This window comes from Streptomyces sp. AC627_RSS907 (assembly GCF_019049165.1).
This window is the reverse complement of the sequence record NZ_JAGMUE010000005.1, coordinates 41,411-64,390: the sequence shown is the minus strand read 5'-3', so window position 1 is coordinate 64,390 and position 22,980 is coordinate 41,411. Positions and strand designations below refer to the sequence as shown.

22 protein-coding genes and 2 pseudogenes are annotated in these 22,980 nt (G+C 73.2%); 8 read left to right on the top strand and 16 right to left on the bottom strand.

The window, feature by feature from the left end:
* Nucleotides 1-130: 130 nt before the first annotated feature.
* Both KUM32_RS01040 and KUM32_RS01035 read left to right on the top strand, forming a co-directional pair.
* A complete protein-coding gene (locus tag KUM32_RS01040) occupies nucleotides 131-883 on the top strand; it encodes a sulfite exporter TauE/SafE family protein (RefSeq protein ID WP_217139860.1) in 753 nt (250 codons plus the stop codon).
* Nucleotides 884-1,111: 228 nt separating this feature from the next.
* Nucleotides 1,112-1,948, top strand: a complete 837-nt coding sequence (locus tag KUM32_RS01035; protein ID WP_217139808.1) for an ABC transporter ATP-binding protein — start codon at nucleotides 1,112-1,114, stop codon at nucleotides 1,946-1,948.
* Between the two features lie 394 nt (nucleotides 1,949-2,342).
* Here the strand turns inward: KUM32_RS01035 and KUM32_RS01030 are convergent, their stop codons facing one another.
* The 3 genes from KUM32_RS01030 to KUM32_RS01020 form a co-directional block, all read right to left on the bottom strand.
* The gene (locus tag KUM32_RS01030) at nucleotides 2,343-2,705 is read right to left on the bottom strand and encodes a transglycosylase family protein (protein ID WP_217139807.1); all 363 of its coding nucleotides are present in this window, start codon (nucleotides 2,703-2,705) and stop codon (nucleotides 2,343-2,345) included.
* Between the two features lie 191 nt (nucleotides 2,706-2,896).
* On the bottom strand, nucleotides 2,897-3,826 hold the full coding sequence (locus KUM32_RS01025; RefSeq protein WP_217139859.1) for a dihydrodipicolinate synthase family protein: 930 nt from the start codon (nucleotides 3,824-3,826) through the stop codon (nucleotides 2,897-2,899).
* Nucleotides 3,827-4,077: 251 nt separating this feature from the next.
* Complete coding sequence (locus tag KUM32_RS01020) at nucleotides 4,078-4,614, bottom strand: cysteine hydrolase family protein (protein WP_217139806.1); 537 nt, start codon at nucleotides 4,612-4,614, stop codon at nucleotides 4,078-4,080.
* 114 nt (nucleotides 4,615-4,728) lie between these two features.
* Here KUM32_RS01020 and KUM32_RS01015 point away from each other — a divergent pair, with 114 nt between their 5' ends.
* Complete coding sequence (locus KUM32_RS01015) at nucleotides 4,729-5,790, top strand: nitrous oxide reductase family maturation protein NosD (protein WP_217139805.1); 1,062 nt, start codon at nucleotides 4,729-4,731, stop codon at nucleotides 5,788-5,790.
* Between the two features lie 49 nt (nucleotides 5,791-5,839).
* Nucleotides 5,840-6,868 carry a methyltransferase gene (locus tag KUM32_RS01010; protein WP_217139804.1) on the top strand — a complete coding sequence of 343 codons (1,029 nt, stop codon included), beginning with the start codon at nucleotides 5,840-5,842 and terminating at the stop codon, nucleotides 6,866-6,868.
* 92 nt (nucleotides 6,869-6,960) lie between these two features.
* Here KUM32_RS01010 and KUM32_RS01005 read toward each other — a convergent pair whose 3' ends face one another.
* From KUM32_RS01005 to KUM32_RS00990, 4 genes are all read right to left on the bottom strand, one after another.
* Entirely contained in the window at nucleotides 6,961-8,100 is a 1,140-nt protein-coding gene (locus KUM32_RS01005; RefSeq protein WP_217139803.1) for a SchA/CurD-like domain-containing protein, read from the bottom strand.
* Nucleotides 8,101-8,249: 149 nt separating this feature from the next.
* Nucleotides 8,250-8,951 carry a class F sortase gene (locus KUM32_RS01000; protein ID WP_217139802.1) on the bottom strand — a complete coding sequence of 234 codons (702 nt, stop codon included), beginning with the start codon at nucleotides 8,949-8,951 and terminating at the stop codon, nucleotides 8,250-8,252.
* Nucleotides 8,952-9,067: 116 nt separating this feature from the next.
* Nucleotides 9,068-9,700: a hypothetical protein gene (locus tag KUM32_RS00995; RefSeq protein ID WP_217139801.1), complete on the bottom strand. Its 633-nt coding sequence runs from the start codon at nucleotides 9,698-9,700 to the stop codon at nucleotides 9,068-9,070.
* Between the two features lie 489 nt (nucleotides 9,701-10,189).
* Nucleotides 10,190-12,085, bottom strand: a complete 1,896-nt coding sequence (locus tag KUM32_RS00990; RefSeq protein WP_217139800.1) for a SpoIIE family protein phosphatase — start codon at nucleotides 12,083-12,085, stop codon at nucleotides 10,190-10,192.
* A gap of 205 nt (nucleotides 12,086-12,290) precedes the next feature.
* Between KUM32_RS00990 and KUM32_RS00985 the strand changes: the two genes are divergently transcribed.
* Nucleotides 12,291-12,842 (top strand): GNAT family N-acetyltransferase, encoded by a 552-nt coding sequence (locus KUM32_RS00985; RefSeq protein ID WP_217139799.1) that lies wholly within the window; start codon nucleotides 12,291-12,293, stop codon nucleotides 12,840-12,842.
* 54 nt (nucleotides 12,843-12,896) lie between these two features.
* Here KUM32_RS00985 and KUM32_RS00980 read toward each other — a convergent pair whose 3' ends face one another.
* Together KUM32_RS00980 and KUM32_RS00975 are read right to left on the bottom strand one after the other, a co-directional pair.
* Nucleotides 12,897-13,367: an ATP-binding protein gene (locus KUM32_RS00980; RefSeq protein WP_217139798.1), complete on the bottom strand. Its 471-nt coding sequence runs from the start codon at nucleotides 13,365-13,367 to the stop codon at nucleotides 12,897-12,899.
* 66 nt (nucleotides 13,368-13,433) lie between these two features.
* Nucleotides 13,434-13,756, bottom strand: a pseudogene (locus KUM32_RS00975) (hypothetical protein); the annotation flags it as partial.
* Between KUM32_RS00975 and KUM32_RS00970 the strand changes: the two are divergent.
* Complete coding sequence (locus KUM32_RS00970) at nucleotides 13,667-14,041, top strand: hypothetical protein (RefSeq protein WP_308408561.1); 375 nt, start codon at nucleotides 13,667-13,669, stop codon at nucleotides 14,039-14,041. The pseudogene KUM32_RS00975 and the gene KUM32_RS00970 sit on opposite strands and share 90 nt — an antisense overlap.
* A gap of 24 nt (nucleotides 14,042-14,065) precedes the next feature.
* On the opposite strand, the gene pgm is transcribed toward KUM32_RS00970, so the two are convergent.
* From pgm to KUM32_RS00945, 5 genes are all read right to left on the bottom strand, one after another.
* Nucleotides 14,066-15,706, bottom strand: a complete 1,641-nt coding sequence (pgm, locus tag KUM32_RS00965) for a phosphoglucomutase (alpha-D-glucose-1,6-bisphosphate-dependent) (RefSeq protein ID WP_217139797.1) — start codon at nucleotides 15,704-15,706, stop codon at nucleotides 14,066-14,068.
* A 180-nt stretch (nucleotides 15,707-15,886) separates the two neighbouring features.
* Nucleotides 15,887-16,315, bottom strand: coding sequence for a hypothetical protein (locus KUM32_RS00960; RefSeq protein ID WP_217139796.1), 429 nt, complete (start codon nucleotides 16,313-16,315; stop codon nucleotides 15,887-15,889).
* A 152-nt stretch (nucleotides 16,316-16,467) separates the two neighbouring features.
* Nucleotides 16,468-17,205, bottom strand: coding sequence for a peptidase E (locus KUM32_RS00955; protein WP_217139795.1), 738 nt, complete (start codon nucleotides 17,203-17,205; stop codon nucleotides 16,468-16,470).
* 203 nt (nucleotides 17,206-17,408) lie between these two features.
* On the bottom strand, nucleotides 17,409-18,152 hold the full coding sequence (locus KUM32_RS00950) for a PepSY domain-containing protein (RefSeq protein ID WP_217139794.1): 744 nt from the start codon (nucleotides 18,150-18,152) through the stop codon (nucleotides 17,409-17,411).
* Between the two features lie 73 nt (nucleotides 18,153-18,225).
* A complete protein-coding gene (locus KUM32_RS00945; protein ID WP_217139793.1) occupies nucleotides 18,226-19,215 on the bottom strand; it encodes a LysR family transcriptional regulator in 990 nt (329 codons plus the stop codon).
* A 220-nt stretch (nucleotides 19,216-19,435) separates the two neighbouring features.
* On the opposite strand from KUM32_RS00945, the gene snpA reads away from it, so the two are divergent.
* Nucleotides 19,436-20,119, top strand: coding sequence for a snapalysin (gene snpA, locus KUM32_RS00940; protein ID WP_217139792.1), 684 nt, complete (start codon nucleotides 19,436-19,438; stop codon nucleotides 20,117-20,119).
* Nucleotides 20,120-20,483: 364 nt separating this feature from the next.
* Here the strand turns inward: snpA and KUM32_RS00935 are convergent.
* A pseudogene (locus KUM32_RS00935) lies at nucleotides 20,484-21,161 on the bottom strand (adenosylcobinamide amidohydrolase); the annotation flags it as partial.
* Nucleotides 21,162-21,354: 193 nt separating this feature from the next.
* On the opposite strand from KUM32_RS00935, the gene KUM32_RS00930 reads away from it, so the two are divergent.
* On the top strand, nucleotides 21,355-21,705 hold the full coding sequence (locus KUM32_RS00930; protein WP_217139790.1) for a hypothetical protein: 351 nt from the start codon (nucleotides 21,355-21,357) through the stop codon (nucleotides 21,703-21,705).
* 62 nt (nucleotides 21,706-21,767) lie between these two features.
* Here the strand turns inward: KUM32_RS00930 and KUM32_RS00925 are convergent, their stop codons facing one another.
* A complete protein-coding gene (locus tag KUM32_RS00925; protein ID WP_217139789.1) occupies nucleotides 21,768-22,964 on the bottom strand; it encodes a globin domain-containing protein in 1,197 nt (398 codons plus the stop codon).
* Between the last annotated feature and the right edge of the window lie 16 nt (nucleotides 22,965-22,980).

The following is a 22,980-nucleotide window of genomic DNA, read 5'->3' as shown; positions in this document are numbered from 1 at the left end:
GAAGCGGTTGGGGACCGCTCCGCGCTCCGAATTCTTCGGTGGGTACAGTCGGCCGCGTGAAAGATGCACAGGACATGTTCCGTCGGGGCACACGGCCGGCGCGGGACGGCGCGGCGTGACGCCGGAAGCCATGGCCGCGGTGTTCACGGCGGGCGTCGGGGCCGGCGCCATCAACAGCGTCGTCGGCTCGGGGACACTGATCACCTTTCCGGTGCTGCTGGCCACGGGACTGCCGCCCGTCACCGCCACGGTCTCCAACGCGCTCGGCCTCATCCCCGGCTCCGTCAGCGGGGCCATCGGCTACCGCAGGGAACTGCGGGGACAGCGCCGGCGCGTACTGAAGCTGAGCGCCGGCGCCCTGTTGGGGGGCCTCACGGGGGCCACCCTGCTGCTCGCCCTGCCCGCCCGCGCCTTCGAGACCGTCGTGCCCGTCCTGGTGGGCCTCGCCCTGGTGCTGGTCGCGTTCCAGCCGCGGCTCGGCGGGCTGGTGCGCCGCCGCCGCGAACGCACCGGCGTCCCCGCCCACCGCGACGGCGGCCCCCTGCTGTTCGGCGGCCTGACGCTCGCCAGCGTCTACGGCGGCTACTTCGCCGCCGCGCAGGGAATCATCTACCTGTCCCTGATGGGCATGCTCCTCGACGATTCCCTGCAACGCCTCAATGCCGTCAAGAACGTGCTCTCGGCCGTGGTCAACTCCGTCGCGGCGCTCTTCTTCCTCTTCGTCGCGGACTTCGACTGGACGGCCGTCGTGCTCATCGCGGTCGGCTCCGGCCTCGGTGGTTACGGCGGAGCGAAGGTGGGCCGTCGTTTCAGCCCGTCGGTCCTGCGGATACTCGTCGTGACGGTCGGCACCGTGGCCCTGGTGCAGCTGCTGCTCCGCTGAGCCGGGCGGCGGTGTGCGCGGCGCGTGGCTCGCACCACGCCGTCGCGCGGACCGCCCCGGGGTGCTCCCGCCGGGGGCGACGGACACGCCGCCGCGAACGGCGCACGACGCGTCCACGCCTGAGCGCCCGCGCGCGGCGTCCAGGAATCGGACGGTCCGGCAGGCGCGTGGTGAATGCATCTACCGTTCTCCCCTGTACGACGGCGTCCCGCGCGAAGGAGCTTCGGCATGACCGGACAGACAGCCCGTTCCCTGCTGGCCGAGGAGCGGGCGGCCGTGCTCCGGCTCCGGGACGTGTGCGTCCGGCGCCACACGACGGACCAGCTGATCCTCGACGGCGTCGACTGGACGGTCCGGCCGGGCGAGCACTGGGCCCTGCTGGGAGCCAACGGCGCCGGGAAGACCACCCTGCTGCGGCTGCTCGGCGCGCTCATGCATCCCACGACCGGCACGGTGGAGGTCCTGGGCAGCCGGCTCGGCCGGGTGGACGTCCGTGAGCTCCGGGCGCGCATCGGTCATGTCACCTCCGCCCAGCGGGTGCCCCAGGACCTCACCGCCCACGCGGTCGTGCTCACCGGCCACAGCGGCACCGTGCAGCCCCTGTGGCGGACGTACGACGACGAGGTCCGGCTCCGTGCCCACGATCTCCTGACCGAACTGGGCATCAAGGAGCTGACCGACCGGCCGTACGGCGTCTGCTCGGGCGGACAGCGGGCGCGCGTCCTCATCGCCAGGGCGCTGATGGCCGACCCGGCCCTGCTGCTCCTGGACGAGCCCTTCAACGCCCTGGACCTGCCCTCCCGGGAGGATCTCGTCGAGGCCATGCACCAACTGGCCGAGGGACGCCCGCAGCTGGCCACCGTGACGGTCACCCACCATCTGGAGGAGCTGTTCCCGGCCGTCAGCCACGCCCTGCTGCTGCGTGAGGGCCGGATCCTCTCCCGGGGGCCCGTGACCGGCGTCCTGACCGACACCCTGCTCACCGCCTGCTTCGGCCGGGACATCACGGTGGCCCGGCGTGACGGCCGCTGGTCGGCCTACTCGGGCCGGCGCATTCACGGGTAGTCCCCCGGCGACCGGCGCCACCACGGTCACGGCGGAGCCCGCCGTCAGGCCGGGACGCCCTTCGGTCACGCGGCCGGTATCCACGGCATGCGCTCTGCTCGCCGTCACCGCGTACCTGGCCCCGCCCCCCACGGCCTCGGCAACCGGCAGATGGCGCCGACCCGTGCCGGACGCCCGACCGTCCCGGGAGGACGCGGTGCGAGGCGGCCCCGGACGTATCGGCGCTGCACGTCCGGGACGCTCCTCGCCCCCGCCGGAAAGAGGTGCCCCCCCCCACCGGCGGGAGAAGACGGGGCGCGGCGGTCGCCGGGCGCGGGCGCACGGCCACGGGTTACCCCGTCGACACGGCGCGGTCGGCCGTGGCCGGCGCGGTCCGCGGGGAGGTGACGTCGCCTCAGGCGCAGGTCCAGGCCGACATGCCCTGGATACGGGCCAGGCGTTCGGCGACGGCGATCTGTTCCGCGCGGGTGGCCAGGTCCGCGCGCGGGGCGTACGTGAGCCCACCAGCCGCCACCCAGCTGGACTGCGCGAACTGCAGGCCGCCGTAGTGGCCGTTGCCGGTGTTCGCCTTCCAGTCGCCGCCGGACTCACAGGCGGCGATGGCGTCCCAGTCGGTTCCCCGTGGGGCCGACGGCGAGGCCGCCGCCGTGGTGGTGCCCAGTGCGGTGGCGGTGAGCAGGACCACCAGGGCGGTCCGGATGCCGCGTCCGTGAGAACTGCGCACGCCGCTCGTATGAGCATTTCGTCTACAGATCATATGAAGACTGTTACACCAGGTGACGGGCGGCGGCGTGCGGGCCGCGCCCTCCTTGCGCCGGACGGAGCAGGCGGGCCTGCTCCGTCCGGGAGGAGGCCGCGGCCGGGTGGACCGAGCGGGGTGAACACCGCGAAGAGCGATCCCGACGCGCTCACCACGGGCGGGGCCGGGTGGTGTGCCCGGTCAGGGCGTCACAGGAGTCCGGCACCGGTGAGATGGGCGCGGACCCGCGCGACGGCCGCCTCGTCGAGCGGGACCTGCGGTGCGGCCGTGGCCGCGCAGTCGATGAGGCCCAGCAGGTGGGCGGCGGCCTTGAAGGCGCCGAGCGCGGCTGAACTGGGTCCCATCCGGGCCGGGTCACCCGCCTCGGTGAGGGCGAAGAGAGCGGCGAGCCGGTCCTGCTCGGCCTTGGCGGCGGACCAGTCCCCGGCCCGGGCGGCCTCGTAGAGGCGGACGAAGCCGTGGGCGTCGACGTTGCCGAGACCGGGCACGACACCGTCGGCACCCGCGAGCAGCGCGCAGTCGACGGTGAGCTCGGAACCGGTGAGGACCGAGAAGCCGGGTGCACGCCGGCGCAGCTCGACGAGGAGGCGGCGCAGCGAGCCCTCGTCGCCGCTGGAGTCCTTGAGCCCGGCGAGCGTGCCGTCGTCGGCGAGGTCGAGCACCAGGTCGCGGGGCAGTTTGGTGTGTACGGCGACCGGGATGTCGTAGGCGAACAGCGGGAGGCCGGCGCCCGCGCGGACGCGCCGGAAGTGGTCGGCGATCTCGACGGGGTGGGTGCGGGTGTAGAAGGGTGCCGTCGCCACGAGCGCGTCGGCACCGGCCCGGACGGCGTCGGCAGCCCGGTCCCGTACGCGGGCGGTGGTGGTGTCGATGACGCCGGCCAGCACGGGGACGCGGCCCGCCGCGGTGTCCACGACCGCTTCGAGCGCGGTCAGCCGTTGGGCGTCCGTGAGGTAGGCGGTCTCCCCGCTGGACCCCAGCACGAACAGGCCGTGCACACCGGCCGAGATCAGGTGTTCCGCGAGCCGGCGCATCGAGGGGGTGTCCACCTCCCCTGCCGGGGTGAGGGGGGTGACGACCGGGGGGATGACGCCTCGCAGCGGCGTGGGCAAGGGCATGCGGTACTCCAGCTCGTGCTGTTCACCCGGGATCGTGGCGGGCAGCGCGGTGCCGGCCCGCCCCGGGGGAGAGTGACACATGCCGGAGCAGGGGTGTCAAGGGCCGAGAGGGGCGCGCGATCGGTCGCTGCCGAGGATCGTCGACGCCGTACGCGCGGGCGGCGCCGAGGCCGCGGGGCGGCCGTGCACCGGCACTTCGCCGGCATCCACCGCGGCCGGCTGTCCCGGCACCGGCCCCCGCGGTGACCGCATCACGCCCACAGTTCGCCGCTGTCGCACACGACGGCGCCCATGTTCCGCTGCATCATGCGCAGCGCGGCGTCCGCGAGGTCGGCGTGGATGTGGGCGACCGCGTCACGCGGGACGACGACCTGCACATGACGGATGTGGGCGTCGAGGGCCGAGTAGAGCACACACTGCTCGGTCACCTGTCCGCACAGCACGAGCCGGTCGATTCCCTGCTGCCGGAGCAGATAGGTCAGCGGGGTCTCGAAGAAGATCGAGTGGCGTGCCTTGACCACGAAGAGGGAGGACTCGTCGGGCCGCACCGGCTCGACCAGGCGGGACTGCGGTCCCGAGAGGGCCTTGTCGAGGATCTCCCCGTGGTGCGAACGCCACTCGCCGAAGTTGTCGTTGACGTAGATCACGGGGACGCCGTGTGCCCGCGCCCGCTCCAGCAGGCCGGTCAGCGCGGGCAGCACGGACTCCACGGCGGGAATCAGCAGCTCGGCGTCCTCGTGGTCGTACGTGTTGATCATGTCGATGACGATCAGCGCGGTCTTGCTCATGCCGCCCAGGTTGCCACCGCCGGTGGCGGGAACGGCGCTTCCCGCCCGCCGTGACACGCCGTCGGATGGCTCATCCGGCCCGCACGCGAGTATGTCGGGCATAACGTGCGGAACATGAAGAAATGTCACGCCGTGTACCTGGTGTGCACCGCAGCGATGATCGGGACGGGGCTGGGTGCGGCCCCGGCGTCCGCAGGCCACATGACCCACGTGGTCCTCCCCGGAGGATCCATCCAGAAGGCAGTGGACGCTGCCGAACCGGGCGACACGGTTCTCCTCACCCCCGGCACCTATCACGAGAGTGTCAACGTGAGCACGCCCGGGCTCACCCTGCGCGGCATGGGCCGGCACACGGTCATCAAGCCGAGCACGAAGAAGGACCCCGACAACACGTGCGCCGAGGGCGGCAACGGCATCTGCGTGGTCGGAACGGACAAGGAGAACGTCAAGGGCGTCACCGTCGCCTCCCTGACCGTGACCGGTTTCGCCCGCACCGGTGTCTACTCGACGGCCACCGACGGTCTGACCGTGCGGAACGTGACGGCCGTGAAGAACGGGATCTGGGGCATCGCCCAGGAGCGGTCGGTCCGCGGCGTGTTCCGGGGCAACACCGCCCGGGACAACGGCGACGCCGGCATCTTCGTGGCCAACACGATCACCGCCGAGGAAGGCGCCCAGGACACCCGGGGCACGAGCGTCGAGCGCAACCACCTCGAGGGCAACCGGATCGGCGTCACCGTACGGCGCCTGCGCAACCTCAGCGTCTCGGACAACTACGTCACCGGGAACTGCGCGGGTGTGTTCGTCGTCGGCGACGAGAACAGGCCGAAGGCCGGCGACCTGTCGGTGCGTGGCAACCACGTCGTCAGCAACAACAAGTCCTGCCCGAAGACCGAACGGCTGCCCGCACTGCAGGGCTCCGGCATCGTCCTGACCGGCACCGAGGACGTGCGGGTCACGGACAACACGGTCGAGGACAACTCCGGCACCTCCCCGCTGTCCGGCGGCATCGTCCTGTTCAAGAGTCTCGTGGGCGTCACCGGCGAACACAACGAGATCATCGGCAACAGGCTGCGCGACAACGCCCCGGCCGACCTCGTCAGCACGGAGACCGGCACGACCAACACCTTCAACGGCAACACCTGCGCGGCGTCCCGGCCCTCCGGCCTGTGCTGACCGGCCGGCCCCAGTAACCCGTGGACCGACGAAGGAAGGAAAGCGGCACATGACGACCGCACAGTCCGCCCCACCACCGCCGATGCGGCTGAGGGAGCTCGTGTTCGGGGCGGCATGTGCCGCCGCCCTCCGCGCGGCCGCCCGGCTCGGCGTCGCCGACGCCCTCGGCGAGACCCCCATGGCCGTGGAGGACCTCGCGGCCGCGGTGAAGACCGAGCCCCGGCCGCTGCGCCGGCTGCTGCGCGCGCTGACCTGCTACGGCGTCTTCGCCGAGCGGAAGGACGGGACGTTCGCCCACACCGACATGTCCCGGTTGCTGCGCGAGGACGACCCGCACAGCCTGCGCTACATCACGCTGTGGTGCACCGAGCCGTGGACCTGGGACGCGTGGCCCCGTCTGGACGAGGCGGTGCGTACCGGCCGCAACGTCGTCGAGGGCCTGTACGGCAAGGAGTTCTTCACCTATCTCAACGAGGACGCTCCCGAGTCGGCCGAGGTCTTCAACCGCGCCATGACCACGTCCAGCCGCCAGTCGGCCGAGGACGTGGCGGCCCTCCTCGACCTGTCGGGGAGCGCGTCGGTCGCCGACATCGGCGGCGGCCAGGGGCACGTGGTGGCGAGCCTGCTGGAGAAGTACCCGTCGATGCGGGGCACACTGCTCGATCTGCCACGGGTGGTGGAGAACGCCGACCCGCGGCTGCGCGAGGGCGGCTCGCTCGCGGACCGGGTGCGGATCGTGCCGGGTGACTGCCGTGAGTCCATCCCCGTCGAGGCCGATGTGTACATCATCAAGAACATCCTCGAGTGGGACGACGACAGCACCGCCCGTGCCCTGCGCAACGTCATCGAGGCGGGCGGGCCCGGCGCGCGGGTCGTGGTCATCGAGAACCTCGTCGACGACACGCCCTCGATGCGGTTCAGCACCGCCATGGACCTGCTGCTGCTGCTCAACGTGGGCGGCGCGAAGCACACCACCGACAGCATGGTCGGCCGGCTGACCGACGCGGGCCTCGTCATCGGCGACATCCGCCCGGTCAACCCGTACCTGCACGCGTTCGACTGCACCGTGCCCGCCTGATCCGACCGGGAGGCACACGGCTCATCGGCCGCCGGACCGCGACGTACGCGGACCGGCGGCCGATGTGCGTGCACGCCCTGCGGGAACGCGCGTCAGGCGTCGGGCGAGCGGCGGTCGGTGACGGGTTCCATGCGGGCGCCCGCGAGGGCGCGGGCGAGGGCACCGCCCCCGGCCGTGGAGGCGTCGTCCAGGAGCGTGGTCAGCTCGGTCACCCGGCCGGCGTCCGGGAGACCGAGGGTCACCGCCGGATCGGCGGCGGCGAGGTCGCCCCGTACATCGATCAGCCGTACGACCACGTCGTCGCGCTGGAAGATCGTGCTGCACAGGACCGCACCGTGCGGGTCGTCCGCCGCCGCCTCGTCGCGCTCGGCGAGCAGCTGGGCCAGGCGCATGCCGCAGCCCGGACGAGCCGGGTACGACAGCGCGTGCCGCTGCGCCGCCGGGTCCCGCTCCCCCGTCGTCACGTGGTGGACGGCGGGCAGTGCGGCCCGCGTGTAGAACACCCGGGCGGACTCCGGGTCGCCGAGGTCACGGTCCTGCTCGAGGTACGGGTTGATGGCCTCCTCGACGGCCCGCACCTCGGGCTGCTCCGCCACGTGCCGGAGGGCCGCGAGCAGGTCGCCGCGCACCTCGAGGGCGCGCACCACGCGGTTGCCGTGCAGGAACAGCGAGGTGCGGCACACCCGTGTGGTGTCGTCGACCCGCGGCTCGGGTGAGGCGTAGTCGGCGAGGATCTCGGCGACCACGTCCTCGCTCCCCGGCTTGACCGTGAACGTCAGCGCGTGGCGGATCACTCCGTCACCGATCCGGGGCGTCTGGAGTCCGCCCCGGGGGGACTCGGCGCCCGCCACCGGGTTGCTCGTCTCCCGGACGACGTGGAAGCGGAGCGACCTGGTGTCCCGGACGCAGCTGTGCAACGGCTTCACCATCCGCACGTGCTCTTCGCTGCTCACCCAGCTCAGGAACGGCGGGGCGCTCTCCCACTCGCTCGTGATGAGCCACTGGGAGGGGTTCTCGATGGACTGGCACAGCTGTTCACTGATGTGCCCGGGGACGGACTCGACGTGGCTGCGCAGTTGCTCGTACGTCTCGAGGAACTGCTGCTGGGCTCCGTCGTAGACCTCCACCAGCAGGACGACGCGGAGTCGGGAACCGTCGAACACGGACTGGGAGACCTGGTGCGACACCTGTCGGGTCAGCGGGTCGGAAGCAGGGGTGGACATGGTGGTCATCCTGCGCACATCTCCTTCGCGGGGGCGGAACTGAACGTCGGCCGCGGGATGCGACGCCAGCGTGCCTCGATCCTGTGCCGGGCCCCGGTGGCGCGCGACCTGTGTGAACTGGGCGGGTGACCTGCGCGGTACCGGGGCACCGGGCGGCCTCAGACGAGGTGGGCGAAGACCACCAGGTTGTCCGTGTAGTCCTTCGCCTTGCGGTCGTAGTCCCCCGCGCAGGTGATGAGCCGTACCTCGGCCCGGTCCGTGTCGCCGTACACGCGCTCGCTGGGGAAGTCGTCCTTGTCGAAGGTCTCCAGGGCGTCGACCACGAAGGTCGCCCTGCGGCCGTCGGCGCGTCCGACGTGGAAGACGTCGCCCTCGTCCAGCTTGTGGAGGTGGACGAAGACGGCCGCGGACGTCTTCGTGTCCACGTGCCCGGCGATGATCGAGGTGCCCGTCTCCCCCGGGGAGGTTCCCTTGGCGTACCAGCCGACGAGGTTGGTGTCGTCCGGCGGCGGAGCCTCCAGTTGCCCGCCCGCGCCGATGGCGAGGTCCGTGAAGGGCGCGTCGACGGAGATGTCCGGGATGAGCAGGCGCACCGGCTTCGACCGGGGCAGGTCCTTCTCCGCCGGTCCGGCGGCGGGCGGGGCGGACACGCCGGGGTACGGGGTGGACGGGGCGGACACGCCGGGCTGCGCGGCGAGCGGTGGGCGGGAGGAGGTGCCGGCCGATGTGTCGTTGCCGCCGAGCAGGCTCACCGCCAGGACCAGGAGGGCAATGGCGCACAGCACCGTCATGCCCGAGTGAGACCCCTGGCCGGCCGGTGCCGGCTTGTCGTCGGAGGGGGAGGAAGGGGAGACTGCCATCGAGGACCACCTCACTAGGGCAGGGCAGCAGGGCGGAGGGGTGTGGGCGGGGAGCGAGCCGGGCCGCCACACCGGTGCGCGGGTGGCGGCCCGACTGCTATGACGCCCGGCATGGCTTACGCCACCCCGCGAGCCGACTTCCTGCGGCGGACGGCGTACAGACCGGCCCCGGCGACGGCCAGGACGGCGAGCCCGCCGGCGGTCGTACCGGACGCGTCGAGGGCGCCACCTCCGGTGTGCATCCCGCCACGCGGCTTCTCGTGGTCACCGCCCCAGGACTTGTCGCCCTCGTCCTTGTAGGAGGAGCCCGAGTCACGGCCGCCGCCGGAGTCGCGGCCGCCGCCGTCCCAGTCACCCTCGTTCACGGCGGTCAGCGCACCGCCACCGGTGTGCATCCCACCGCGCGGCTTGTCGTGGTCGCCGCCCCAGGACTTGTCGCCGTCGTCCTTCTTGTCGGAGTCGGACTTGTAGGACCCGGAGTCGTCCTTCTTGTCACCGTCGTCCTTCTTGTCCCCGCCGGAATCACGGCCGCCGTTGTCCCAGTCACCTTCGGACACCGCGGTCAGCGCACCGCCACCCGTGTGCATCCCACCACGCGGTTCGTCGTGCTTGCCTCCGTTGTCGTGCTCCTTGCTGTAGGAAGAGTCGTCGTTGTTCCAGTCTCCCCCGGCCGCGTAGGCGCCAGGAGCGCCCAGGACCAGGACGGCCGAGGCGGCCGATGTGAGCAGGAGGGTGCGAGCAGAACGCATCTGAGATTCCTTCCGTCACGACCGGGCAGCTGGTGCTTCGTCAGCTGAAGTGACCCAGTCCCGACGTGAATCACCGTCAGCCAACCCTCCGTCTCGCACCACTCAAGGCGCTCAGCCGGGTGAACGGCCGCCGCGTCCGGCAGCCCGTACGGAGGTACCGGCCGGGGGTCCGCGGAACCTGGCCGGCACGTCGGCCCGTCGTCAACCGGCCTGCTGCCGCGCCTGGTTGGGCGGCGGGCCACGCCCCGGTGACGCGGAAGCCGACCGTGGTCCCCCGCCAAAACCGCGAGCGCTCCCCGAGGACGCCGGTCTCGGGGCCGGCATCCACCGGCCGGGGGACGCCCCGGAGAATGCCCGGCCCCTCGGCGTCAGCGGCGCGGCGTCCCCCCAATGGTCGAAGCGTGCGCCATCCGCGCACGCGGCCCGGGGCGGGACGGGTACGAGGAGGAGAGCGCGCTCCGGTCGGCCCGTCACCGCGGCCCCGGTCCGCTACTCCTCCGGGTCGACGTGGGTCGGGTCCGTCACCTCGGGCCGCTGGCGGCGCGAGCCCGGAGCGGCCCGGTCGGGGGAGGCCTGGCTGTGCGCGGACTGGGGCGGCGGGGGCGGTGCCGTGTCGCCGGGGGCGCCGACCCCGGCCGGGGGCAGGCGCAGGGCGACCAGGGCGACGTCGTCGCCGCGGGGCGCGACACGCGCGAGCAGCTCGTCGCAGAAGCCGTCGACGCTTCCCCCCTCCAGTCGGCAGGCCAGGACGCCGGCATGGTGGCGGAGCCGGGCCATGCCGAGGTCGATCGGACGGTCACGGCTCTCCACCAGTCCGTCGGTGTAGAGCAGGAGGATGCTCTCCGGCGGCAGCTCCTCGCGCGCGTCGGGCCAGCTCAGGCCGAGGCGCAGGGTGGCGCTCATGCCGATCAGCGGGCCGTGGCCGCCCTCCAGGAAGCGGGTACCGCCGTCCCGGGTGACGAGCAGGGGCGGCGGATGGCCCGCGTTGACCCAGTGCAGTCGCCAGGGGCCGCCCTCGCGGCCTTCGACCCGGGCGAAGACGAGGGTGGCCATGGGCGCGTCGCTGGTGTTGGTCACGGCCTCGTCGAGGCGCCGCATGATCACACTGGGCGGCTCCTGGTGGTCCCAGGCCAGGGCGCGCAGCATGTTGCGGACCTCGGCCATGTGGGCGGCGGCCTGCAGGTCGTGCCCGACCACGTCCCCGATGACCAGGGCCATCACGCCGTCGGCGAGCAGGAAGGCGTCGTACCAGTCGCCGCCGACCTCCATGGCGCTCTCGGCGGGCCGGTAACGTGCGGCCATGCGGAGGTGGTCGACCTGCGGGAGGGGGGTCAGCAGCTGGCGTTGCATCGTCGCGGCGACGTTCTGCTGCTCGTGGTAGAGCCGGGCGTTGTCCAGGACCAGTCCGACGCGGCGGCCGATGTCGGCCAGCAGGGCGACCTCGGCCTCGGTGGGGGCGGGGTGGTCCCCGGTGCGGGCCACGGTCAGCATTCCGTAGGACCGCTGCCGGGTGCGGAGGGGGACGACGACGGCCGCGTGCCCGCCGAGCCGTTCGAACAGCATGCCGTGGGTCGCGGCGAGCGGGTTCTCCGGGTCCCGGAGCAGTTGCCCGGCGTTCAGCGGGACGGGCCGGTCGCCGTCGAGCAGCCGGGTCAGCGCGGCACGGGCCGGGTCCGGCAGCGGGGCCACCGGCCCCCGCAGTCGTCCCGCCCGGTGCGGGTGGGTGCTGCTGCGGACGGCGACCCGTTCCAGTACGTCCGACTGCCCCGGGTAGACGTCGACCGCCGCCCACTGGCCCAGTTCCGGCACCAGCAGCCGCAGGAGGCGGCAGAGCGTGGTGGAGACGCGCTCCGTGGGGATCAGCACCGTGGAGATCTCGGCGACCAGGTGCAGCTGGGCGGTCAGGGCCTCCAGTGCGCTGGTCCGCGCCTCGTTCTCCTCGGCGACGCCGCGGTGCAGGCTGAAGTCGCGGAAGACGAGCACGAGACCTTCCCGCCGGCCCCGGCCCATGAGCGGGGTGGCCGCCCAGATGATGGGTACCGTGGTGCCGTCGGACCGCTGGAAGTACTCCTCGCTCCCCTCCTCGGCGGGTGCTCCGCGCAGGGGGTTGCGCAGCGCGCACCGCTCGCGCGGCACGGGAGAGCCGTCGGCGTGCCGGTGCAGGAGGTCGTGCGCGTCATGCCCGATCATGTCCCGCGCGGAACGTCCCAGCATCCGCTCGGCCCAGGGGTTCACCGAGGTGATCCGGGCGGCCGTGTCGAGGGTGAGCACACCCGCGCCGAGATCACGCAGGACGGCGCGGGCGACGTCGGACTCGGGGACACCGCCCGTCCGTCCGTGCCCTGGCTCGTCGTCCTCCCGGTGGCCCGCCCAGCGTGGTGTCACGACCCTCACAGCCTTCCGATGCCGTCCATCCCGCCAGGTTCCCCCAGGTGGCGGGGGTGAACCGCTCCGGAGGCCGAAGGCGGGGGGCGGGCAGGCCTCCGCCGCCGGTCCTGTGCGCGGGGGGGGCGTGCCGGGGTGACGCGCGCGGGTGGGTCGTCGCCTCAATTCGGTGGCCCGGCGGGGTCGCGCTGCCTAGGCTGGCGTGATGTCCGAGCTCGCAACCGATCGTCTCGTGCTCCGCCGGTGGCGGGAGTCCGACCTGGCCCCGTGGGCCGCCATGAACGCCGACCCGGTGGTCCGCGAGCACTTCCCCGGGGTGCTCACCCGGGAGCAGAGCGACGCGTCCGTGGCCTGTTTCCGGGCCGACCTCGACCAGCGGGGGTGGGGATGGTGGGCGGTGGAGGTCGCCGCGACCGGTGAGTTCATCGGGTTCACCGGGCTCGACCCCGTGGAGGACGGCATGCCGTTCACCGGGGTGGAGGCCGGCTGGCGGCTGGCCCGCCCGGCCTGGGGCCACGGTTACGCGACCGAGGCCGCGCGGGCCGTGGTGGACTTCGCCTTCGATGAACTCGGGCTCGCGGAGGTCCTCGCGGTGACGACGGCCACCAATCTGCGCTCACAGGCGGTGATGCGCCGTCTCGGGATGACCCGCGACCCGGCCGACGACTTCGACGACCCCGGCGTGCCCGAAGGGCCGCTGCGCCGCGGCGTGGTGTACCGGCTCCCGGCACCGGGCCGACGGCCCGTGGAACGGTAGGAGCGGCGGGTCCGACGGCCCGGTGCGGCGGTGGTCGCCTCGGCCCGGCAGGGATCAGGACGGGTGACCGACGGCCGTGGGGCTCAGGTCGTCGGCGAGCCGCACCGCGGCCCTCATGCGCTTGCCGACCGGCTCACGGTGCACCTCGAAGCTCTGGCAGAGGGCCATGACGATCTCCAGCCCGTGCCGGCCGATCCGGTCCGGGTCCGCTCGCTCGGCCATCGGCAGCACCGGGTCGCTGTCCCACACCGTCACTTCCACCCGGTCCTCGGCCAGTTCCAGATCGACCAGGGAGGGGCCTGGGGCGTATTTGCAGGAGTTGGTCAGCAGCTCGCTGACCACCAGTTGCAGCACGTCCACCGCACGGTCGGACACCGGCAGGCCCGGGACCGCCCGCAGCCGGGTCAGGAAGCACCGGGCCAGCTCCCTGCCCCGGGCGATGTCACCGGGAATGCCCTCGTACTCCGCCGAAACCCTGACCAGGGCTTCCGCCGGCTGGTCCCCGTTCCGGGCAGCCCCGTCCATCCGATCCGCCCTCTTCCTGAGCCTCGACCGCTATGCCGGCCCGTCTACCCCCAAACCCGGGAAACATCACACACGGGCCCGGTCACCGGCGCACGCCGGGGTCCAGTCGCCCGTCGGGCGCAGGACCAGGCAGACGAAGCCCAGTACGTCCCGGTAGACGCGCAGCCACTGGCGGCGGTGGGTGGTGGCCGCCTCGAGCGCCTGCGCGCTGTCCGGTCGGTGGGGTGATCCAGGGCCCGGGAGGCCGGCGAGCCGGTCCGGGCCCACTCGTAGTCGTCGAGCTCCCGGCGGCTGCTGACATGCCCGCCGACGGGCGTCCAGCCGTCGGCCACGATCCGGTCCAGTGTGGTCGGCAGGTCGGTGAGGTCCCCGAGCATGCCGAGCTGCTCCTGGACGACGCCAACGCCGACCCGGAGGTCGTGGGCGACGATCCGCTGCTGGTCCGGCCCGGCCGCGCCGCCGGTGTCGGTGCGGGGCTCTCGTTCGGTGACGGGTCGCACCGGTGCCCGGGGGCGCACATCGCCCTTCTGGAGACCGACGTGTTCCTCAGCCGCCTGTTCGCCCTCGACGGCATCCGCATGAGCGGCGAGCCGCACGTCGCCTTCCAGGAGGCGATCGACGGTTACGAGATCCGCGGGCTGACCGTGGCGCTCCCCCGGGCCGGTCGTCGCTGACCGGCCCGGGGGCCCGGCACGGCGTCAGCCGCCCAGGGCGCCGAGCACCACGTGCCTGGCCTCGTCCTGCACCTGGCGGAGGTGGTCCGCCCCGAGGAACGACTCGCCGTAGATCTTGTACACGTCCTCGGTGCCGGAAGGCCGGGCGGCGAACCACGCGTTCTCGGTGGTCACCTTGATGCCGCCGATGGGCGCGCCGTTGCCCGGCGCCTCGGTGAGCACGGAGGTGACCGGCTCCCCGGCGAGGGTGTCCGCGGTGACCTGGGCCGGGGACAGCCTGGCCAGGCGGGTCTTCTCCTCGCGGGTCGCCGGCGCGTCGATACGGGCGTAGGCGGGCTCGCCGAAGCGGGCGGTGAGGGCGGCGTAGTGCTGGGAGGGTGTCTCGCCGGTGACGGCGGTGATCTCGGAGGCGAGCAGGGCGAGGACGATGCCGTCCTTGTCCGTGGTCCACACGGAACCGTCCCGGCGCAGGAACGACGCCCCGGCCGACTCCTCACCGCCGAAGCCGAGCGTGCCGTCGACCAGTCCGTCCACGAACCACTTGAAGCCGACGGGCACCTCGACCAGCCGTCGCCCGAGGTCCGCGGCGACCCGGTCGATCATGCCGGAGGAGACCAGCGTCTTGCCCACGCCCGCGTCGGCGGGCCAGTCGGCGCGGTGGGCGTACAGGTAGGCGATGGCGGTGGCGAGGTAGTGGTTGGGGTTCATCAGCCCGGCGTCCGGGGTGACGATGCCGTGCCGGTCGGCGTCGGCGTCGTTGCCGGTCGCGATGTCGAAGCGGTCGCGCCGCTCGATGAGGGAGGCCATCGCATGCGGCGACGAGCAGTCCATGCGGATCTTGCCGTCCCAGTCGAGCGTCATGAACCGCCAGGTGGGGTCGGTGAGCGGGTTGACCACCGTCAGGTCGAGGCGGTGCTGCTCGGCGATGCGGCCCCAGTACGCGACGGAGGCGCCGCCCAGCGGGTCGGCACCGATCCGCACGCCGGCCGACCGGACGGCGTCGAGGTCGAGGACGCCCGGCACGTCGGAGACATAGGTGTCGAGGAAGTCGTAGCGGCCGGTGCCGGGCGCGGCGAGCGCCTTGGCGTAGGGGACGCGCCGTACGTCCTTCAGGCCGGCCGCGATGATCTCGTTGGCCCGGTCCTGGATCCAGGAGGTCGCCTCCGAACCCGCCGGGCCGCCGCCCGGCGGGTTGTACTTGAAGCCGCCGTCGGCGGGCGGGTTGTGCGAGGGGGTGACGACCACGCCGTCGGCGAGGCCGGAGGTGCGGCCCCGGTTGTGGGTGAGGATGGCGTGCGAGACCGCCGGCGTGGGGGTGTAGCCGTCCGCGGCGTCGATGAGGACGGTCACGTCGTTGGCCGCGAACACCTCCAGCGCGGTGATCCGCGCCGGCTCGGACAGGGCGTGCGTGTCGGCGCCCAGGAAGAGCGGGCCGTCGGTGCCCTGAGCTTCGCGGTACTCGCAGATGGCCTGGCTGGTCGCCGCGATGTGGTCCTCGTTGAAGGCCGCCGTCAGGGACGATCCGCGGTGCCCGGACGTGCCGAAGGCCACGCGCTGGCCGGGCTCGGCCGGGTCCGGGTGCAGCGCGTAGTACGCCGTCACCAGCCGGGCGACGTCGATCAGGTCCTCGGGGCCGGCCGGCTTGCCGGCTCGGTCGTGTTGCATGCGCGCACTCCTCCGCATCGGTCGGGCATTCGCTCGCGGTCCATCTTCCCCCTTCCGGGGAGCGGTACCGGGCGTCCCGGCCGAGGCGGGGCCGAACGCCGTGACCGAGGCGGAGGTGCCGCAGCCGCTGGTCCCGGGCTGTTCGGCGTCCGTCGGCCCCGGCGTTCCGCGTGGCAGGCGTCAGATCCGGCCGCCGGTGAGCCGGGTGAGGGGACCGTGCGTGTGGCGTCCCGCGCGGCGGCCCACCGCGTACGACGCGGCGCTCAGGGCGGTGATGCCGGCTCCCAGGCCCGCGGCGACGAGCTTGCGGTGGGCGATGACCGTCCACGCCGTCTTGGCCGTGGCCGCGACCTGCCCCGAGGTGGCGACGACCGCCTGACGGCCGGCTTCGGCGCCCTTGGCCGCCGTCCGCACGGCACCGTTCGCGGCCTCGGCCGAACGCCGGGCACCGGCCTTGGCCGCTGACGCCGCGTCAGCGGCCTTGCCGGACGCGGCCTGCCCGGCCCGCGAGGCGGGCGCGGTCGCCTTGTCCGCGGCGCCGCGGACCCTGGACTGCGCGGTGCGTGTGGCGTTGGACTTCTGGTTCGTTTCCTTGTTCGGATCGCTCATGGACACCGCTTTGCCTCTCACCGCGGCGGCAAACACGGACGGCGGGCCGGACGGCCCGGGCCGGTGCGGTGACCGCGACCTCCTCGCGCCCGGTCTCGACGGAACCCGCCCGTCAGGGACTTGACGCCTCGGAGGGCGAGGACGTCACCGGATCACGCCACGCCGGGCAGTTCTCGCGGCTCGATGCGTTCCTCCACCGCCGCGTCGCCGTCGCGGGCGACCACGTAGGCGCACTTGCCGGGTATCTCCGTCACGGCCTCGACCAGTTCGGTGCCGCGGTAGACGAGACCGACGCCGTCGTCCGTGCAGTGGGCCGTCGGCAGGGTGCCGTCGGCGACGAGCCGGTGGATCAGCGGGCGGCGGCCCGGGTCGACGTCGTAGTGCACGCCGTTGCCGTAGGGCAGGAAGCCCAGGGCGTCGGTGAGGGGGCGCAGTTCGGGCCCGAAGGAGTCGGTCGCGCCGCCCCGGAACCAGCACAGGGAGCCCGCGCTCACCCCGCTGAGCACGACGCCGGCCTCCCAGGCCCGGCGCATGACGCGGTCCAGGCCGTGCACGCGCCACACGGCCAGCAGGTTGGCCACCGAGCCGCCCATGACCCAGACGACGTCCTGGGCGAGAACGGTCCCCTCCACGTCCTCCACGTTGGGCATGGGGAACAGGTGCAGCGGGGTCAGGTCGAACCCGGCCACGCGGGCGGCCTCCGTCATGCGGGCGGTGAAGTGCTCGGCGTCCCCGATGGCCGTGCCGACGTACAGGACGCGGGGACGTCGGCCGTGCGCGCCCGAGAGGTCCACCGCGTGGTGCACCAGGGCGTCGAACGCCACCATGGTCCGGCCACCCGCGCGGTGACCACCGGAGGTGGCGAGAATGGTCGGTTCGGGTGCCGTCATGCGGGCGATCCTAGCCACCGCCCCGGCCACCGCGGTCGCCGGCGGTCGTCACCCTCGCCGTCGCCGGAGCGCGGCCGGCGGCGACGGGGGGAGACCACGACGGGAGCAGCGGGGTCACTCCACCCGCTGCTCCCGTCGCGCTTGTGGCGGTGTCCGTCGCGTACCGCCGGCCATGCCGGTCGCGGTGTGCCGCGCGTCGGGGCTCAGTCGCGGTCCACGTGCTCTCGCAGGATCTTGCCGTTCGTCGCGTCGACGTCCACGGTCGTCTTGTTCCAGTTGTCGGTCGACACGACGTCGACGGACCACAGGAGCTGCTGGTCGTCGTTCTCGTCCAGCTCGACACCGGTGACGGTGCCCTTGGTCTTGTCGGTGGCCGCCTTCACGGCCTGCTCGGGTGTCTGGGTCGCCTTGCCCAGCCGGTCGGAGACCTTCTGCTTGTCGTCCGAGTCCTGGTCTTCGGCCTGGGTCCGGAAGACCTTGCCGGAGACGGCGTCGATGTCGACGCGGTGGACGGTGCCGTCGGAGGCGGCGACCTTGGCCTCCCACTCCGGGGCGTCCTGGCTGGGGGCCGGGTTCGGCGTGCTGGGGCTGGGCGAGCCGGTCGACGTCGTGGCGTCGGCCGAGGTGCGCTTGAGTTCGAGGGCGACGAGCTTGCCCTCGGGGACCTCCTTGACGGCGGTGTCGGCCGCCTTGTCCCAGGTGACCTTCGCCATCGGGACCAGGGCCTTGCGCTCGGCCTGGTCCTCGGTCAGGGAGGACGTGGGAGAGGGGGAGGTGGTGTCGGTAGGGGATGACGTGTCGGTGGGGGGAGTGGTCTGAGCCGCCTCGGCGACACTGGAGCGTGCCGTGTCGGCGTTCGTGCAGCCGGTCATCAGGAGAACCGCGCCGCCCAGGGCGCAGATGACGGCCATCGAACGAAGGGGCGGGAGACGTCGTACAGAGCTCATGCCTCTCTCCGTAACCGTATGGGCGTTTTGTCATACCGGTTCCGGGGGGAAACCACCCCAATGGCCGACCCGCTCAGCGGACCGGTACGAACGCCGCCCGGTCGGTCGCCGTGACGGTTCCGGGCGGGCACGCCTCGACGGGGCGGAGCCCGGCGCGTTCCAGCCACTCCCGGTACGCGGTGGACTGGCGGGCCACCTCCCAGTACGCCTCCTCCAGGGCCGGGTAGACGGCGTCCAGCTCGGCCCGGGTGCGCGCGGCCAGCAGCAGGCGGACACCGAGGGGGTCGCCGTACAGACGCCGCACCGCCGTGTCGGGGCGTGACAGGGAGCTGGGCTGGCATACGGTCACCACCTCGCCGGTGGCGACGAGGGACGCGGCGGTGTGGTAGTCGCCGTGCAGGACGCGGGGGTCGAGGCCCACGGCGCGCAGCATGCGGTGCACCCCGTCCCACTCGCCGTCGACGGTGGGGTCGACCATCCAGCGGTCGTCGGCCAGGTCGGAGAGGCGGACGACGGGCCGGGTGGCCGCCGGGTGGTCCGCGGGCAGCATGACGAACTGCGGCTCCCGCTCGACGAGGACGCGCAGCCGCAGGCCCTCGGGAACGCGCAGCGGGCAGCCCTCGACCTCGTGCACGAAGGCGACGTCGAGCTGGCCGTCGGTGACCCGGCGCAGCAGCGCGTTGGCGGAGACGTCCATCTGGAGCGTCGGTTCCAGGCCCGGCTGTCTGAGCCTGCGCAGCCAGCCGGCCAGGGCGCGGCTGGCCGTGGAGCCGACGCGCAGCCTGCTGTCGCCGCCGGCCGCGGCGGCGCGGGCCTCGCGGACCAGGGTGCGCATGTCGGCCAGCAGCGGACGGGCCCGGCCGAGGACCGTGCGGCCGAGCGGGGTGGGGCGGCAGCCGGTGCGTCCACGGGTGAACAGGGGCCCGCCCAGGGCCTGTTCGATGCGGCTCAGCTGCGTGCTCAAGGTGGGCTGGGTGACGCCGAGTTGGCGTGCCGCCCGGTGCAGGCTGCCGGCGTCGGCGATGGCGCACAGCGCGCGTAGGTGCCTCACCTCGAGCTCCATGCAGGGAGCGTAGAGCGGAACAGTTGGTTGCGCCAGGTGAACAAAACGCGGCGGACCAGGGCGAGTTCTGCGCTCCGGCCGAACCGGTTCCCGGGCCGGCGCAGCGGCGGGTGATAGCCCGGCCCTATCACCGGTTGCCATCATCACAGCGGGCTCATGGGCGCTCCACACTCACCGGTGACGACTTCTCTCCCCCACTCCCCCACACAAGGAGTCATCGATGCGCATCAGTCTGCCCCTGCTGTCCACCGCGGTCGGTCTCGGCCTGACGGCGGCCGTGCTCGGTACCGGCCCGGCCGCGACGGCCACCGCGCCCGAGGCTCCGGCCCGGGCCGCCGCCGTCGGATACGAGCCGACGGCCGGATCCGGCGAAGACGCCCGGAACAACCGGGCGTTCTTCGAGGCGGTCATCAAGTCCGTCGCCGAGAAGCGCGCCGCCGACCCGAGCTCGACGGCCGCCGTCACCGTCTACTACAGCGCCACCAGCGCGCCCAGCTTCCGCTCGCAGATATCCCGCAGCACCTCGATCTGGAACAGCTCCGTGGCCAACGTGCGCCTCCAGGAGTCGAGCTCCGGCGCCGACTTCGCGTACTACGAGGGCAACGACTCGCGCGGCTCGTACGCCTCCACGGACGGGCACGGCAGGGGCTACATCTTCCTCGACTACCGGCAGAACCAGCAGTACGACTCGACCCGCGTCACCGCCCACGAGACCGGTCATGTGCTCGGTCTGCCCGACCACTACTCCGGCCCGTGCAGCGAGCTGATGTCGGGCGGCGGCCCCGGCCCCTCCTGCACGAACGCCTACCCGAACGCCAACGAGCGCAGCCGGGTGAACCAGTTGTGGGCCAACGGCTTCAAGGCCGCCCTCGACAAGGCGCTGCAGAAGACCTCCCGGCGCTGAGCACCGCCGCACGCGTGCGGCGGGGTCCCCCGCGCCGCCGGTCCTCCCTCGTGGTGCGCGGCGCGCCGCGGGCCCCTTCAGGCGGTTGCCCCGGAGCGTGGGTGAGCGGCGTCCGCGACGGGATGGCCAGGCCTCCCCCGAACTCCCCGTCCCGCTTGGCCGCCGGAGCGCAGCACGCAGGTGTCGTCGGTCACCGGAGTGAAGGACCCGGTGTCGTGGGCCGCCAGGACCCGCGGCCGGCCCAGCCCGTCCCGGCCGGCTCGCCGTCCTCGACGCGGACTGCCGGTGCGGCGGCCAGGCGGTCGGCCTTCTCCGGTTCGGGAGCCTGGAACGCGGGTTCCGCATGGGGTGGTTCAGCAACGCCGGCGGCGGGGAGAGCGGCGAGTACGGCGCGGTGGACCGCCCGGGCCAGCCGGGCTCCCCACTCGGACCGGGGGCCGGCGAAGGAGTGGACGTCGGCTCCGGTCCCCGGTGCGCGGGCCGCGACGCACACGGCGTCCGTGGGGGTGCCGGAGCAGTCGTGGCCCGACTCCAGCAGGGCCTGGACCTTGGCCTCGGTCGCCGTCATCACCGCGTTGACCAGGGCGGCGTCGTCCAGTGCGACCGGCAGCGCGACGACGATGTTGATCGTCCCCGGTGCCACGGCCCCGGGGACGCCCTCCTCGGGCGAGGCCGCCCATCCGCGTACCGAGATGCCGGCGGTCACCGCGGCTTCCGCGCCGCCGTCCCGCGCACGGCCGGGGGCGGACACGTCCGCGGCCGTCATCAGGCCGACGCCCGGCCCCCGGGCACCGGCGGCACGGGCCAGGTCGGCCAGGTGCCGCGCGGGGTCGGTACGGCGGTAGCCGTGGGCCACCTGGGCGTTGAGCACCCAGGCGCGCTCGGCGATCCCGCCGCCCAGTACGGCGCTGCTGGCCATCCGCCAGCCCGGGCCGGGGCGCCAGAGCAGGGCGTGCAGCCGTTCGCCGTCCTCCGTCCGCGTCAGGTGCTCCGGGGTCAGCAGGCCCGCCCCGGTACGGGGCGGGGGCAGGGGGGCGGGCACCGGTCGGGCTCCTCGCGGCGATCGGGGACGGACCGGACGATCGTACTCAGTACCGGTGCTCCCGAATCCGGCCCGGGACGTCCCCCGGGCTCCCCCACGGCTCCCCCGGAACGGCATCAGCGCATTGCGGACCCGACGCCGGGCCCTTTCACTGAACACAACTTCGCCACCAGGCGTCGGATCGGAGGCCACAATGCTGTCCCACACCCTGGAGCATGGGGTCCTGGTCATCACCGTGGACCAGGACCCGGGAATCGACGGGCGGGCCGCGCTGACCACGCGCATCACCCATCTGGTCGACGCCCATCAGCCGACCCCCGTCGTCATCGTCCTCACCGAGCGGGCCGCCGGCCATGCCGCGGTCAGTGCCGTGCTCCGGGCCCACCAGTGGTGTGGTCGGCTCGGCGTCCTGATGTCCGTCGTCACCCACAGCGCGCCGGTCCGGCGGCTGCTGGAGAACAACGCCGACACCTCGGGCCCGCGCCTGGTCGTCCACGCGCGCGTCGACACCGCCATCGCCACCGCGTTCACCGCTGCGGTCTAACGTCCGTACGGAAAACCCCGGCGGTCACGCGCTCGTCCCCCACGGCGCGTGACCGTCGCCCGCTACTGCTGTCCGAGCCAGAGGTCGGGGCCGAAGACCTCGTAGTGGATGGCTTCCGCGGGCACCCCGCGGCGCAGCAGGTCGCCGCGGACGGCACGCATGAAAGGCACCGGGCCGCACAGGTAGGCCGTGAGCCCCTCGGGCAGTTCCAGGCCGCCGATGTCGGCGCGGCCGGTCGACGCCTCCGGCGCGCCGTCGCCGGGCTCCTCGTACCAGAGGTGGAGCCGGGCGTCGGGGAGTGCGCGTATCAGGTCGAGCTGCTCCCGCCGGTGGGCGTGGTCGGCGGGGGTGCGGTCGGCGTGCACGACGGTCACGGGGCGGGTCGCGCCGGTGGCGGCCAGATGGTCCAGCATGGCCAGCACGGGGGTGACGCCGATTCCGGCGGAGGCCAGCAGCAGGGGGCCGTCGCCCTGCGCCAGTGCCAGATCGCCGAACGGCGCGGACACGGTGAGCACGTCGCCCACGCGTGTGTGCGCGTGGAGCCAGGAGGAGACCTCGCCGTCCGGCTGCCCCTCGCCGTGGACGCGTTTGACGGTGATGCGCCAGTCGGACCGGCCGGGCGCCGCGGACAGGCTGTACTGGCGGATCTGCCGGGAGCCGTCCGGCAGCTGCGACTGGACGCTGACGTACTGGCCCGGACGGAACGGCCCCGCGGGGCCGCCGTCGGCGGGCCGGAGTACGAAGGAGACGGCGTCAAGGCTCTCCTCGCGCCGCTCGACGACCTCCATGCGGCGCCAGACCTCTCCCTCGGCGACCTCCGCCTCCTGGTAGAGGCGGGTCTCGACGGCCACGAGCGCATTGGCCATCAGCCAGTACACCTCGTCCCAGGCCGCCGCGACCTCGGGGGTGACGGCGTCGCCGAGCACCTCCGCGATGGCGGCGAACAGGTGACGGTGGACGATCTTGTACTGGTCGGACGTGACGCCGAGGGAGGCGTGCTTGTGCGCGATCCTGGACAGCATCGCGTCCGGACGGGCGTCGGGCCGCTCCAGCAGCATGCCGGCGAACGCGGCGATGGAGCCCGCCAGTGCGCGCTGCTGCTCCCCGTTGGCCTGGTTGCCCCGGTTGAACAGGTCCCGCAGCAGTTCGGGGTGGGCGTCGAACAGCTTCCGGTAGAACAGCTCGGTGATGTCACCGATGGCCGCTCCCACCGCCGGGAGGGTGGCCCGGACCACCGGGACGGACTGTTCGGAGAGCACAGCGACTCCTTAAGTG

Coding starts and splice junctions, on each gene's coding strand:
- KUM32_RS01040 (WP_217139860.1), top strand. CDS start 131: ATGGCCGCGGTGTTCACGGCGGGCGTCGGGGCCGGCGCCATCAACAGC.
- KUM32_RS01035 (WP_217139808.1), top strand. CDS start 1,112: ATGACCGGACAGACAGCCCGTTCCCTGCTGGCCGAGGAGCGGGCGGCC.
- KUM32_RS01030 (WP_217139807.1), bottom strand. CDS start 2,705: ATGATCTGTAGACGAAATGCTCATACGAGCGGCGTGCGCAGTTCTCAC.
- KUM32_RS01025 (WP_217139859.1), bottom strand. CDS start 3,826: ATGCCCTTGCCCACGCCGCTGCGAGGCGTCATCCCCCCGGTCGTCACC.
- KUM32_RS01020 (WP_217139806.1), bottom strand. CDS start 4,614: ATGAGCAAGACCGCGCTGATCGTCATCGACATGATCAACACGTACGAC.
- KUM32_RS01015 (WP_217139805.1), top strand. CDS start 4,729: ATGAAGAAATGTCACGCCGTGTACCTGGTGTGCACCGCAGCGATGATC.
- KUM32_RS01010 (WP_217139804.1), top strand. CDS start 5,840: ATGACGACCGCACAGTCCGCCCCACCACCGCCGATGCGGCTGAGGGAG.
- KUM32_RS01005 (WP_217139803.1), bottom strand. CDS start 8,100: ATGACCACCATGTCCACCCCTGCTTCCGACCCGCTGACCCGACAGGTG.
- KUM32_RS01000 (WP_217139802.1), bottom strand. CDS start 8,951: ATGGCAGTCTCCCCTTCCTCCCCCTCCGACGACAAGCCGGCACCGGCC.
- KUM32_RS00995 (WP_217139801.1), bottom strand. CDS start 9,700: ATGCGTTCTGCTCGCACCCTCCTGCTCACATCGGCCGCCTCGGCCGTC.
- KUM32_RS00985 (WP_217139799.1), top strand. CDS start 12,291: ATGTCCGAGCTCGCAACCGATCGTCTCGTGCTCCGCCGGTGGCGGGAG.
- KUM32_RS00980 (WP_217139798.1), bottom strand. CDS start 13,367: ATGGACGGGGCTGCCCGGAACGGGGACCAGCCGGCGGAAGCCCTGGTC.
- KUM32_RS00970 (WP_308408561.1), top strand. CDS start 13,667: ATGCCCGCCGACGGGCGTCCAGCCGTCGGCCACGATCCGGTCCAGTGT.
- pgm (WP_217139797.1), bottom strand. CDS start 15,706: ATGCAACACGACCGAGCCGGCAAGCCGGCCGGCCCCGAGGACCTGATC.
- KUM32_RS00960 (WP_217139796.1), bottom strand. CDS start 16,315: ATGAGCGATCCGAACAAGGAAACGAACCAGAAGTCCAACGCCACACGC.
- KUM32_RS00955 (WP_217139795.1), bottom strand. CDS start 17,205: ATGACGGCACCCGAACCGACCATTCTCGCCACCTCCGGTGGTCACCGC.
- KUM32_RS00950 (WP_217139794.1), bottom strand. CDS start 18,152: ATGAGCTCTGTACGACGTCTCCCGCCCCTTCGTTCGATGGCCGTCATC.
- KUM32_RS00945 (WP_217139793.1), bottom strand. CDS start 19,215: ATGGAGCTCGAGGTGAGGCACCTACGCGCGCTGTGCGCCATCGCCGAC.
- snpA (WP_217139792.1), top strand. CDS start 19,436: ATGCGCATCAGTCTGCCCCTGCTGTCCACCGCGGTCGGTCTCGGCCTG.
- KUM32_RS00930 (WP_217139790.1), top strand. CDS start 21,355: ATGCTGTCCCACACCCTGGAGCATGGGGTCCTGGTCATCACCGTGGAC.